This is a genomic window from Streptococcus sp., from assembly GCF_030825805.1.
In the GTDB taxonomy this organism is placed as follows: Bacteria; Bacillota; Bacilli; order Lactobacillales; family Streptococcaceae; genus Streptococcus.
The window spans coordinates 48,307-61,715 of sequence record NZ_JAPJPF010000001.1 but is presented as its reverse complement, the minus strand read 5'-3'; the positions used below and the strand labels follow the sequence as shown (position 1 = coordinate 61,715).

At 38.5% G+C, this 13,409-nt stretch carries 11 protein-coding genes; all 11 read left to right on the top strand.

All coding sequences use genetic code 11. The features are described 5' to 3' along the window. Nucleotides 1-11 precede the first annotated feature (11 nt). The gene (locus RCH62_RS00250) at nucleotides 12-1,385 is read left to right on the top strand and encodes a sugar transferase (protein ID WP_048690217.1); all 1,374 of its coding nucleotides are present in this window, start codon (nucleotides 12-14) and stop codon (nucleotides 1,383-1,385) included. A gap of 37 nt (nucleotides 1,386-1,422) precedes the next feature. Then, a complete protein-coding gene (gene cps2T / locus RCH62_RS00245; protein WP_061564482.1) occupies nucleotides 1,423-2,595 on the top strand; it encodes a beta 1-4 rhamnosyltransferase Cps2T in 1,173 nt (390 codons plus the stop codon). A gap of 2 nt (nucleotides 2,596-2,597) precedes the next feature. Then, nucleotides 2,598-3,743, top strand: a complete 1,146-nt coding sequence (locus tag RCH62_RS00240) for a glycosyltransferase family 4 protein (protein ID WP_195611651.1) — start codon at nucleotides 2,598-2,600, stop codon at nucleotides 3,741-3,743. Between the two features lie 12 nt (nucleotides 3,744-3,755). Next, the gene (locus tag RCH62_RS00235) at nucleotides 3,756-4,754 is read left to right on the top strand and encodes a Stealth CR1 domain-containing protein (RefSeq protein ID WP_061564480.1); all 999 of its coding nucleotides are present in this window, start codon (nucleotides 3,756-3,758) and stop codon (nucleotides 4,752-4,754) included. A gap of 33 nt (nucleotides 4,755-4,787) precedes the next feature. Next, entirely contained in the window at nucleotides 4,788-5,756 is a 969-nt protein-coding gene (locus RCH62_RS00230; RefSeq protein ID WP_125329281.1) for a glycosyltransferase family 2 protein, read from the top strand. A 34-nt stretch (nucleotides 5,757-5,790) separates the two neighbouring features. After that, entirely contained in the window at nucleotides 5,791-6,567 is a 777-nt protein-coding gene (locus tag RCH62_RS00225) for a hypothetical protein (RefSeq protein WP_061564478.1), read from the top strand. A 401-nt stretch (nucleotides 6,568-6,968) separates the two neighbouring features. Then, entirely contained in the window at nucleotides 6,969-8,144 is a 1,176-nt protein-coding gene (locus tag RCH62_RS00220; protein ID WP_172605106.1) for a polymerase, read from the top strand. 47 nt (nucleotides 8,145-8,191) lie between these two features. Beyond that, on the top strand, nucleotides 8,192-9,604 hold the full coding sequence (locus tag RCH62_RS00215) for a flippase (RefSeq protein ID WP_048690204.1): 1,413 nt from the start codon (nucleotides 8,192-8,194) through the stop codon (nucleotides 9,602-9,604). A gap of 9 nt (nucleotides 9,605-9,613) precedes the next feature. Beyond that, a complete protein-coding gene (glf, locus tag RCH62_RS00210) occupies nucleotides 9,614-10,717 on the top strand; it encodes a UDP-galactopyranose mutase (protein WP_048690202.1) in 1,104 nt (367 codons plus the stop codon). Nucleotides 10,718-10,743: 26 nt separating this feature from the next. Beyond that, nucleotides 10,744-11,796: a sugar transferase gene (locus RCH62_RS00205; RefSeq protein WP_125335091.1), complete on the top strand. Its 1,053-nt coding sequence runs from the start codon at nucleotides 10,744-10,746 to the stop codon at nucleotides 11,794-11,796. 144 nt (nucleotides 11,797-11,940) lie between these two features. Beyond that, nucleotides 11,941-13,409 (top strand): GH25 family lysozyme (locus RCH62_RS00200; protein ID WP_306474348.1); only part of this gene is annotated, 1,469 nt, incomplete at its 3' end.

Sequence of the window (13,409 nt, the reverse complement as noted above, 5' to 3'; positions counted from 1 at the left end):
ATCGGGATATTATGACAGAAGGAAGGGGATTTCACAAATTTGCTTTGGCCTTTGTCCAAAGCTTACCAGTCTTAGTTGTGGCTTATTTGTTTAGTTTTGTGACAGAGACAGAAATCCACTCTAATACAATTTTCTATCTGTATTTATTGCATTTCGTAGCCTTCTACGTCAGCGATTACAACCAAGATTATTTTAAACGTGGGCATCTAGTTGAATTCTTACAAACTTTGAAATACAGCTTGTGCTTCGCGTTAGCCATCAGTTTTTCGAGCTTCTTTTTGGAGGAGAAGTTCTCCCTCTCCCGCCGGGGGATGATTTATTTTCTGTTTCTTCTGACTCTTGTCCTTTATTTAATGAATTACTTCATTAAACGGTATTGGCGTCGCTTCTATTACAGTCTCAAAGGAAGTCACAAGATTCTCTTGATTACAGCGAATTCTCGTCTGGATAAAGTCCTGGATCGACTTCTTTCGTCAAATGATAGCGGTGGGGAAGTGGTCGCGGTGACAGTATTAGACCGGCCAGACTTTCAACACCCCTTTGTTCAGGTTGTTCCAAAGGAAGACCTGTTGGCCTATGCGACCTATGAAGTGGTAGATGAAGTATTTCTCAATCTTCCAAGTGAAGAGTATGAAATTGGGGAGTATGTTTCACAATTTGAGACCATGGGGATCGACGTTACCGTCAACCTCAATGCTTTTGATTTAAACTTTGCCGGCAACAAACGAATTCGCGAAGTAGCTGGCCTCAATGTTGTCACCTTCTCGACCAACTTCTACAAACCTAGCCATGTGACCGCGAAACGTGTAATTGATATATGTGGTTCTTTGGTGGGCTTGCTCCTATGCGGCTTGGTGGCGATTGTATTGGTGCCCTTGATTCGCAAGGATGGAGGACCGGCTATTTTCGCCCAAAAGCGGGTCGGGAAAAATGGCCGCTATTTCAAATTTTATAAGTTCCGTTCAATGTATGTCGATGCAGAGGAGCGGAAAAAAGAATTGATGGATCAAAACACCATGACCGGTGGCATGTTCAAAATGGACAATGACCCTCGGATCACGCCGATTGGCCGCTTTATCCGCAAGACCAGTCTGGATGAGCTACCCCAATTCTTTAATGTCCTAAAAGGTGATATGAGCCTAGTTGGAACCCGTCCTCCAACAGTGGATGAGTATGAGAAGTATACTCCAGAACAAAAACGTCGTTTGAGTTTCAAACCTGGAATTACAGGGCTTTGGCAAGTGAGTGGACGTAGCGAAATTACAGACTTTGATGAAGTGGTTCGCTTAGATGTGTCCTATATCGATGACTGGACCATCTGGTCAGATATTAAAATCTTGCTGAAAACGATCAAAGTTGTATTTAAACGAGATGGAGCGAAGTAGGAAATTCCTGCTTCGTCCTTTCCATGTAAGGAGAAAAATGAAACAGTCAGTTTATATCGTTGGTTCTAAGGGAATTCCAGCGAAATATGGTGGTTTTGAAACTTTTGTCGAAAAGCTGACAGAGTGCCAACAAGATCGAGAGATTCAGTACTATGTGGCATGTATGCGGGAGAATTCTGCAAAATCAGGGATTACTGCAGATACTTTTGAACATAACGGCGCAATTTGCTACAACATTGATGTCCCTAATATCGGTCCTGCACGTGCTATTGCTTATGATATTGCAGCTCTCAATAAAGCTATTGAAATCGCAAAAGAAAACAAGGATCAAGCCCCTATCTTCTATGTTTTGGCATGTCGGATCGGCCCTTTTATCGCTGGTATCAAGAAGAAAATCAAGGCGATCGGAGGGACTCTGATGGTCAATCCGGATGGACATGAATGGCTTCGTGCGAAATGGAGTCTTCCAGTCCGTAAATACTGGAAGTTTTCTGAACAACTCATGGTTAAAAACGCCGATCTTTTGATCTGCGATAGCAAGAATATCGAGGCTTATATTCAAAAGGCTTACACTAAGTATCAGCCACAGACGACCTATATCGCTTATGGAACGGATACAAGCAAGTCTATCCTGAACAAAGAGGACGAGAAGGTACGGACGTGGTTTGCAGATAAGCAAGTCTCCGAAGGAAACTACTATCTTGTCGTGGGGCGTTTTGTACCGGAAAACAACTATGAAGCCATGATTCGTGGCTTTATGCAGTCAAACTCCCAAAAAGATTTTGTTCTGATTACCAATGTAGAACAAAACAAGTTCTATGAACAGTTGCGTAAGGATACAGGATTTGATCAAGATTCTCGAGTGAAGTTTGTTGGGACGGTCTATGATCAAGAATTGCTCAAATACATTCGTGAGAATGCCTTCGCTTACTTCCATGGTCATGAGGTAGGTGGTACTAATCCATCCCTTCTTGAGGCTCTTGAGTCTACTAAACTCAACCTCTTGTTAGATGTTGGCTTTAACCGTGAAGTCGGTGAAGACGGTGCACTCTATTGGAAGAAAGAACAATTGGCAAGTGTTATTGATCAGACTGAACAATTGGACGCTCAAGCAATCGAAGATCTCAATCAAAAATCAAGTCAACGGATTGCGGAAGCCTTTACTTGGGAAAAGATTGTCACAGACTACGAGAAAGTATTTAAAGGTTAGAAATGCAGAAAATATTATATCTCCATGCTGGTGCCGAAATGTACGGTGCTGATAAAGTGTTGATGGAGCTCATTAAAGGATTGGATAAAGATGCTTTTGAAGCTCATGTCATCTTACCTAATGACGGTGTCTTAGTGGGTGCTTTAGAAGAGGTCGGTGCTAAGGTTAAAGTCATTGATTACCCAATATTACGCCGAAAATATTTTAATCCAAAAGGAATCCTTGAGTACTTTGGCTCTTATAACCGTTACTCCAAACAAATTGCTCAATATGCCAAGGAGAATGGGATTACCCTTGTTCACAACAACACCACAGCGGTTCTTGAAGGAATTTACCTCAAGCGGAAGTTGAAACTTCCTTTGATTTGGCATGTGCATGAAATTATCGTCAAACCAAAAGCCATTTCAGATTTTATCAACTTTTTGATGGGGCGCTATGCCGATACGATTGTGACAGTTTCAAATGCTGTAGCCAACCACGTCAAGCAGTCTCGTTTTGTAAAAGATGATCAAGTTCAAGTCATCTATAATGGTGTTGACAATGCTGTCTATCAGATGATGGATGCCAGTGCTGTCCGTGACCAATTTGGGATCGTGCAGGATGCTTTGGTCATCGGAATGGTTGGTCGAGTGAATGCCTGGAAAGGGCAAGGGGACTTCCTGGAAGCTGTTACTCCAATCTTACAAGCCAATCCCAAATCAGTAGCCTTTTTAGCAGGTAGTGCATTTGAGGGGGAAGAGTGGCGCGTGGATGAGCTGGAAAAAGCTATTTCAGACTCACCAGTAGCTGGGCAAATCAAACGAATTGGCTATTATAGCAAGACGACAGAACTCTATAATATGTTTGATATCTTTGTCTTGCCAAGTACCAATCCAGATCCATTACCAACAGTCGTGCTAGAAGCCATGGCTTGTGGCAAACCAGTAGTCGGTTACCATCATGGTGGTGTCTGTGAGATGGTCAAGGAAGGCGAAAACGGTCTTCTTGCTACACCGAATCAGCCTGGAGAATTGTCTAAGGCTATTCAAGAATTAGATGACAATACTGAGAAGAGAAAACAATTTGGTGAAGCATCTGTCAAACGCCAAAAAGAGTTATTTTCGTTGGAGAGTTATATCAAGAATTTCTCAGATTTGTATAAGATATAGAAAATTAAGATTATGAATAAAATAGATTTTGTTGTTATTTGGGTAGACGGTGGGGATCCTGTTTGGCAAGCTAAAAAGGCTGAATACTCTAAGTCAATAGATACTTCAAAAAAAAGTATGAATTCGATCAAGGCTTATCGTGATTGGGGAACCTTTAAATACTGGTTTAGAGGGGTAGAAAAGTTTGCTCCTTGGGTCAATAAGGTCTATCTCGTTACTGACCAACAAAAACCGTCTTGGTTAAATATTACTAGCGAAAAATTGGTTTTAGTCGATCATTCAGATATCATCCGTAAGGAATATCTACCTGTTTTTTCTGCGAATCCTATCGAGAGCAATATCCATCGAATTCCTGGACTCTCTGAACATTTTGTGTTTTTTAATGATGATGTTTATCTAACAGCTCCAGTTGAACCAACGGATTTCTTCTCAGAAGACGGTTTGCCAAAGTATAATACAGCCTTATCACCGATTGTCCCAGAACGTTACGGTACGGGGCATTTCCAAGTAAACGATATGGAAATTGTAACCAGTTATTTTAGTAGGGACGAGATTCTTAAAAATGGCAAATTTTTATCTTTCAAGCAAGGCTTAAAAAATATCGTTAAGAGCCTACTCTATAGAAATAGTAAATTTATATGTGGTTTTTGGGAAAATCATTTGACGCATCCCCTCTTAAAGTCGACCATGGAGTTGGTATGGGAGAAAGAAACTGCCATCTTGGAGAAAACATCGGCTAGTCGGTTTAGAAATCCATCTGATACAAACGTTTGGCTTTTTAAATACTGGCAGATTGCAAGTGGAGAATATGAAGTCGCAGATCCTGACTTGGGAGGTTTGTTCTCTCTAGATAATGCGGATTCTGATTTTTGGAAACTATTGAATTCTGGAAAATATAAAATTATGTGTATCAATGATGGTTTCAATGTTCAGGACGAAGAGAAAGTAATGGTGGACTTTATAAAAGCCATGAATCAACTTTTCCCAGAAAAAAGTTCATTTGAGATTTAAATATCTAACTGAGTAAGAGAAAGAAAAGAAAATATGATTTCGGTAATTGTACCCATTTACAATGTGGAGGCCTATCTTCGCTATGCTATGGAAAGCTTGTTCAATCAAACCTATAAAGATTTTGAAGTTATCTTAGTTGATGATGGTTCCACGGATGATTCTGGGAAACTATGCGATCAATATGCAAGTGAGTATGACTGGGTATCGGCATATCATAAAGAAAATGGTGGTCTGTCAGATGCTAGAAACTATGGTGTAGCCAAAGCCAAAGGAGAGTGGATCGTTTTCCTAGATCCAGATGACTATTTCGAACCTTGTGCCCTTGAGCTTTTGATGGAACTTCAGAAACAAACAGGCGCTCGTATTGTCGCAGGGAAAGGCAATGATACTTACGATCATGAATCCTACCAAAATTATCAATTAAATGAGGAAATATTATCGAAAGCTATCCTTCTTTCTTCTGAAGAAACATTAATAGAAATGCTATATGGTAAAATGGCTACAGTCTCTGCCTGGGCTAAACTCTTTCCCAAAGATATTGTAGAAAAATATCCTTATCCAAAAGGGAAAATCTACGAAGATTTATATGTAATTAGTGACTACTTGAAAGAAGTGGAATCAGTTTGCATTATTGATTTAGGTATCTACCATTATTATCGTAGACCGAATAGTATTACTCTATCAAACTTTAACAGTAAGCACTACGATTTTTATCATTCTATGAATCATTTGGAGGATGTTGTCAAGAAGGACTATTCAGATAATATAAACCTTGACGATGCTGTCATCGCTCGTTTGTTCATTGGTAGTCTTCACATTTTCATTTTAATAACTGATTCTTCTAAAGAGGAAATAACTCGAATTCAAAGAAAAATTCGTCCATACCTAGGTAGAGTTATGAAAAATAAGCGGATTAGCCTGAAAAACAAGGCAATTTACATGATGTTATCTTTGACTCCGGGTTTGTATTATCGTTTTAAAAAATTAAAAAAGTTTCAGTAAAATATGAGATGCTTGAGATTAGAAAAGGAAAAAAATGTCAAAGATAGAACGCGATAAACTGTTAGTGGCAGTGGTTCTAATATTAGTTGTATCTATGGACATGCTTAACACTTCGATGTTAGCATCTCTCTTGCCTCGTATCCCTAATGTTATTCCCTTTTTAGGAGTTCGTTTTCTTTATTTTAAAGAGTACTCTTTGACTTTTCTCATCTTTGCGCCTCTCTTGTTTCTGGTAGGATGTATGATTTACTTTAAGACTGGAACCCTGAATGCTTCGATGTTTATTTTTCTAATTATTGTTCTTTACAAGGTCGAATATGAGAGTGTTCTTAAATTATATGCAGGATTAGGTTTATTCTTTGTTCTGTTGATTGTTTTTCTTTCTGCTATTGATATTATTCCTAATTTACAATTTGTTCAATACAGATCTACTGGTATCGTGGTTCGGAATTCTTTTGGTTTTATTTATCCTACAGACTTTGCCTCTCATTGTTTTTATATCTATATGGTTATTTCCTATCTTTATAGAAACAAGTTTATCTTTCAAAGAACTTTTTCGGGTTTAGCCTTAGCAGGATTTGTTACTCATTTTTGTGATGCACGTTTGAATGCAGGTTCTATACTAGCAGCAACAGGAATTTTTCTATACTTTTATTATCGTAAACACATCAAATTGTTTTTGAAACCTATGAATTGGGAGAAGATGTTCGTTTCAATCGAACTGTATACGAATGTCTCAATAAAATCGTATTCTCACAAACTTGTTAATATGTCTATATTTCGGGCAGGGGGCTCTTCTGCTATGGGATAGTATAATCCTAATCGAATGAAATATCAACTGGAAAAATTAGAGAAAGTTAACCAGCTGATGTCAATATGGGGCATTCATGATGAACAATTTGTTGATCAAATAAATCTCTTATTCTAATGAGTAATATTCAAAATATTTCAGTTCAAAAAAACACCTCTTCTTTTGAAACGGCAATATTTTGAAGAATTGTGTGTAAACAAAGAGATGGTTATTTTGACAAAAAAATACTCCTTTTATCAATCTTTTCGTTAGATTCTCACTTAATTATAGAATGCATCGTACGGTGATTTTTCTAAAAAAATACAGATTTTAATCAAAAGGGTAAGTTCAATTCTTTGATATTTGATAAAAGAGAGTTGTAAAGTTTTAAATATTTTTAATTATATGATTGAAAGGGTTGGATGACTATTGTGATGAACAATCGTACTATATCAGAAAAAATTTATTTAATCACCTTATTTATATGGGTTGTTGTCACGTCATTAGTCACAACTACTTATTTTATTAGATTAGAGGGCTCCTTATCATTGTATAGGATCGTCCTCTATTTCACAATTGCTATGATTCTGATAAAAGAGTTGGTGAATCTTCCAAGAAGCTTGTATCACTTTAGATTTCATTGGGAACAACTGTTAATAGCAGTATTGTTCATTATTTCTATGTTTATAGTTGCAAAAAATCGAGAGGGGTTACTTGATTTAAATGTTCTTTTACTTGTTTTTTCTGCTAGAGATATAGATTTCAGAAAGTTATTAGGAACTTTCTCTTTTGCCACATTTCTAGTCCTTGTTTTGACGATTTTTGCTAGCAACATGGGCGTGATTTCGAATATGTTCATGAGGGCAGATGGTGGCTATCGTTTTAGTCTAGGGTTTAATTATGTTTCGTTTGCTTCACAAAGATTATTTTTTGCATTGTGTAGTTATCTGATGTTTCGTGGGAAAAAAATTTCTTACATGGAATTACTTTCCTTGCTTTTTGCCACGATTTATATGTACCAACAAACTTCGACAACTAGTCCATTTTACTTAAGTATTTTAATACTTACATATGCGTTGTTTAGTCTGAAAATCATAAAAAAAGACTTTATTATTGGACACTTCTGGATGAAAACAATAGCAAAATATGGTTTTATTTTGGCTTTAATCATTACCTTATATTTCTGTTTTTATTCATCTGGGAATTTATTCCATTTTGTAGATCAATTTACACATAATCGGCTACGGTTAAGTGTAGAGGGCTTCCGCAATTTTGGAGTATCTTGGTTAGGACAACATATTAAGTTCACACTCTTAGATATTTTCGGGAATTTTACTAGTAATTATAATTTCATAGATAGCTCGTTTGTGCAGTTGTTGGTTATTGATGGCTTAATCGTAAGTGCCTTCATGTTGTTGACTCTTACTAAAGTTATGAAATATTTTGTAACCATTCGAAAAGATATCGTACTTGCCTGTTTAGGAGTAATGATTATCCATGGCATGTTTGACCCTCAAATGTTAGTTCTTCGATATTCTCCATTGATCTTATTTATCAGTCGTTTATTTATCATGAATTCAGATAATGAAATTGAATAAAGAAGATTAAACGATAATTTAACAGGAAGGCAAAGTTTTCTATATTTATGAAAGTGCTTAAAAACTACCTCTACAATCTATCCTACCAACTCTTAGTCATCGTCCTACCAGTCATTACAACCCCCTACATCACTCGGGTCTTCTCGTCGGATGCTTTAGGAACTTATGGCTACTATAATTCCATTGTGACTTATTTTATCTTGCTAGCAACGCTGGGTGTGGCCAACTATGGGACCAAGGAAATTTCGGGGAACCGTAAGGAAGTAGCTAAGACCTTCTGGGGGATCTATAGTTTGCAGGTACTGGCTACTTGCTTAGCAATTAGTCTCTATATCATAGTATGTCTCTTGGTTCCTTCCATGAACAATCCAATTGCTTATATTTTAGGCTTTGGTTTGTTATCTCGTGGTTTAGATATTTCTTGGCTCTTTCAAGGACTTGAAGACTTCAAAAAGATTACCGCTCGAAACACCATGGTCAAACTTCTAGGGGTTGTTTCAATCTTTCTTTTTGTAAAGAAACCATCTGATTTATATTTGTATATAACTCTTATAGTTGTCTATGATTTATTGGGTCAACTGAGTATGTGGCTTCCTGCTCGTGAACACATTCGCAAACCTCATCTGGATTTGGTCTATGCCAAGCAACATATCAAACCGGTAGTCCTCTTGTTTTTACCTCAAATAGCAATTTCACTTTATATCACGCTAGATCGTACTATGCTAGGAGCCTTGTCTTCTACTAAGGATGTAGGGATTTACGATCAAGCTCTTAAACTGATAAATATTTTGTTGACTTTGGTAACTTCACTGGGAAGTGTCATGCTTCCACGAGTTTCTAATCTTCTTTCATCTGGAAATAAAAAAGCAGTTAACAAATTACATGAAATGTCTTTCTTGGTTTATAACCTTGTTATTTTTCCAATGATTGCAGGGATTTTGATTGTCAACAACGACTTTGTTCAATTTTTCTTGGGACAAGATTTCCAAGATGCTCGTTATGCGATTGCCATCATGGTCTTTCGGATGTTTTTTATCGGATGGACTAATATTATGGGAATCCAGATTTTGATACCTCATAATCGAAATCGTGAATTTATGCTATCAACAACCATTCCAGCTATTTTTAGTGTAGGCTTAAATCTCATCTTGATACCGCCTTTAGGCTATATTGGAGCTTCAATCGTTTCTGTTGTAACAGAAGGTTTAGTCTGGCTTATCCAACTATACTTTACAAGTGACTATCTAAAAGAAGTCAAGATTCTTCCATCCATGCTAAAAATACTCCTAGCAGCATTCCTGATGTATGGTGCTTTGTATTTTATAAAAACTTTTATCAACTTCTCATCTGTTGTAAATGTATTGATATGTTCTGTACTTGGCTTCCTAGTCTACGGAGGCTTGGTTTTAATCTTAAGAATCTTGGATTTTCAAGAACTAAAAAGTATCATAAAAAAATAAGGAGAGATTATGTACGATTATCTTATCGTCGGAGCTGGTTTGTCTGGCGCAATCTTTGCACACGAAGCTACAAAACGTGGTAAAAAAGTAAAAGTGATTGACAAGCGCGATCACGTCGGTGGGAATATCTACTGTGAAGAAGTTGAAGGGATCAATGTTCACAAGTATGGTGCCCATATTTTCCATACGTCCAACAAAAAGGTGTGGGACTATGTCAACCAGTTCGCTGAGTTTAACAACTATATCAACTCACCGGTGGCTAACTACAAGGGCAGTCTTTACAACCTTCCTTTCAACATGAATACCTTCTACGCTATGTGGGGCACTAAGACTCCTCAAGAAGTCAAGGATAAGATTGCCGAGCAAACGGCTGACATGAAAGATGTTGAACCGAAAAACTTGGAAGAACAAGCCATCAAGTTAATTGGTCCAGATATCTATGAAAAGTTGATCAAGGGCTATACAGAAAAACAATGGGGACGCTCTGCAACAGACCTTCCACCATTTATCATCAAACGCCTCCCAGTTCGTTTGACCTTTGATAATAACTACTTTAATGATCGTTGCCAAGGGATTCCAATCGGTGGATACAACGTCATCATTGAAAACATGCTGGGCGATGTAGAAGTAGAGCTTGGGGTTGACTTCTTTGCCAATCGTGAAGAGCTGGAAGCATCAGCGGAAAAAGTAGTCTTTACAGGGATGATTGACCAGTACTTTGACTACAAACATGGGGAGTTGGAATACCGCAGCCTGCGATTTGAACATGAAATCTTGGATGAGGAAAACTATCAAGGCAATGCCGTGGTCAACTATACCGAGCGTGAAATTCCTTATACTCGGATTATCGAGCACAAGCATTTCGAATATGGAACCCAACCGAAGACAGTCATCACCCGTGAATATCCAGCTGACTGGAAACGTGGAGATGAGCCCTACTACCCAATCAATGATGAAAAGAACAACGCCATGTTTGCCAAGTACCAAGAAGAAGCTGCTAAAAATGACAAGGTTATCTTCTGTGGCCGCCTAGCAGACTATAAATACTACGACATGCACGTGGTCATTGAGCGTGCTTTGGAAGTCGTTGAGAAAGAACTTGGAAGCATATAGAGATAGGTCTAGTGAAGGGGAGAAAAGTGAGATATTATCTGAAAGATTCATTTCTGCATAATCAACATGAAAAGAATGCAGGAAGTAAGGCGCGAAATGACGTGGAAGCCATTCTGATTTCAGAAGGGTATAAGGGATTAGAGATTAAGGTTGACAACTGGTATCAGATGAATTTCTTTAAGGCCCAACAACACAAATATAGTGCAACTAAATCTGTGTTTGATCAACTAGGTTTAGGGGATGAATTGGTCATTCAGTTTCCAATTATCCATCATACATTTTTGATTGCACAGCTCATCAAGCAGGCACAAAAAAGGGGAGCGAAATTCTATCTCTTGATTCACGATATTGAAACCTTGCGCCATGCAGCAGGCTCTGAAGTGAAATTGAGACATAAATTGAGAAACTATTTCCAAGAGAAGAAAGCTATGATGTCTGTGGATGGGATTATTGTTCATAATGACATCATGAAGGGCGTTTTAGCTAATCAAGGATTTCCAGTTGATAAAATGGTTAGTTTAGAGATTTTTGATTATTTGATTCCAAATTTTCAAGAAAAGTCTCTTCCTCAAAAAGAACAAGCAATCATTGTTGCTGGGAATTTAAACCCAACAAAATCAGGCTATCTATATAGTTTGCCAGAGAATCCTGCCTATAATCTCTATGGGGTTGGGTACGATGAAAGTCGTGCTTTGAATAACATCACTTACTTTGGTGCCTTTATGCCTGATGATCTACCGGCAGCTCTAGAAGGTAGTTTTGGCTTAGTGTGGGATGGGGATAGTTCGGAAACATGTCAGGGTACTTACGGCAACTATCTGCGTTTTAACAATTCTCATAAAGCTTCTCTTTACCTAGCAGCAGGTTTTCCTCTGGTTGTTTGGAAACAATCTGCCCTCTCACATTTTGTCTTAGAGAATGGCTGTGGGATTGCAGTAGAGTCTCTCCATGATTTGAAGGAGACAATCGACAATCTTTCAGATACTGATTACCAAGACTTGGTGGACAATGCCAAGCGTGTTGGCCAGGAAATTCGAGATGGTCACTACCTAAAGACAGCCTTAACCCATTTAAAATGAGAGTAAAAGAAGTTCGTTTGAACTTCTTTTATATTCTCCAAAAAAATAAAACTAATTTTAAAAAAGCCATCATAGAACTTTTCATCAATGATGCCGTATGGTAAAATGGTAAAAGTATAAAATTTATATACAAGAGAAGGTTAAATGAAAAAGAAAGATCTTATTTTTTATGCGGGAGCAGCAATATTGATGGCTGCATCTACTCAAGGAGTAAGTGCAGATGAGCTGGTTTCCAAAGAAACTGCTATTACTGAAGGCAAGCAAGTGCAAACTGAAAAAGCACCAGAAGTAGCCGTTTCTGAAAAGACCGCAGCACCTATCGTAAGCAACTACGTTGCACCAGCAAATGTGACCGAACAGTCTGTGGCTTCTACGAGTACTACTACTGTTTCGGAAAGTAGTACACCATCTGTAGAAAAATCTACAGAAGTAGCGCCTACTGAGAAGACAGAAGAAACTCCTCTTCAGTCTGATGCAGGAAGCACCACTTTTTTCAATACGGGTTCAAACGCTCCAGCTAGTCGCTCTACGGATGTGGCAGTTCAGCCAAAATCATTCGTTGATGTGAGTAGCCACAACGGAGAGATTAGTATTGGCGACTACCGTACCTTAGCTAATAAGGGCGTAGGCGGTGTCGTTGTCAAATTGACAGAAGACACTTGGTACAAGAACCCGAATGCGGAGAACCAAATTCGCAATGCACAAGCTGCGGGTCTGCAAGTATCGACCTACCACTTCTCTCGCTATACTTCTGAAGAAGCGGCGCGTGCAGAAGCACGATTCTACATTGCGGCAGCACAACGTTTGAATCTTCCAAAGAATACTCTTATGGTCAATGACTTTGAAGATGCTAAGATGCAGTCAAATATCAACCGCAATACTCAAGCTTGGGTGGATGAAATGCGTAAAAATGGCTACACCAACTTGATGTTCTACACTAGTGCCAGCTGGTTGGATGAAAACAACCTTCGCAAGAAAGGTCCTGTCAACACTGCTCACTTTGGTCTTCAGAATTTCTGGGTTGCCCAATATCCTTCTCCGAAACTATCTGTAAATGATGCGAAAAGTTTGCGTTACAATGGAAAAGCTGGCGCATGGCAGTTCACTTCTCAGGCGGAATTGCTTCCAGGAAAGCACTTCTTTGACCACAGTGTAGACTATACCGGTCGCTTTACAGCGAATGCAAAACCTGCAGCTGATCCGACAGAAGGTACCTTAAGCGGTAAGATCAGCATTGTCAATAATGATACAATGGCGGGTCGCTTTAATGTTGTAGTCTCAAATGTTAAGGCGCCAAATGGAGTTCGAACAGTGTCTGTACCAATCTGGTCAGAAATAGGTGGTCAAGATGATCTTGTTTGGTATACAGCCAACCGTCAAGCAAATGGGATCTATACCGTCAATGTAAAAGCGTCGGACCATAAAAACTCAACCGGTCTTTACAATATCCACCTTTACTATGTTCAGAACAATGGACAGATGACGGGTGTTGGTGGAACCGTGACAAATGTTTTTATTGGAAAACGACCAGAGGATTTAAAACCAAGTGGCACCGTAACGATTGAGAACAACAACTCAAGTACAGGCACCTTTGATGCAGTAGTTCGTAATGT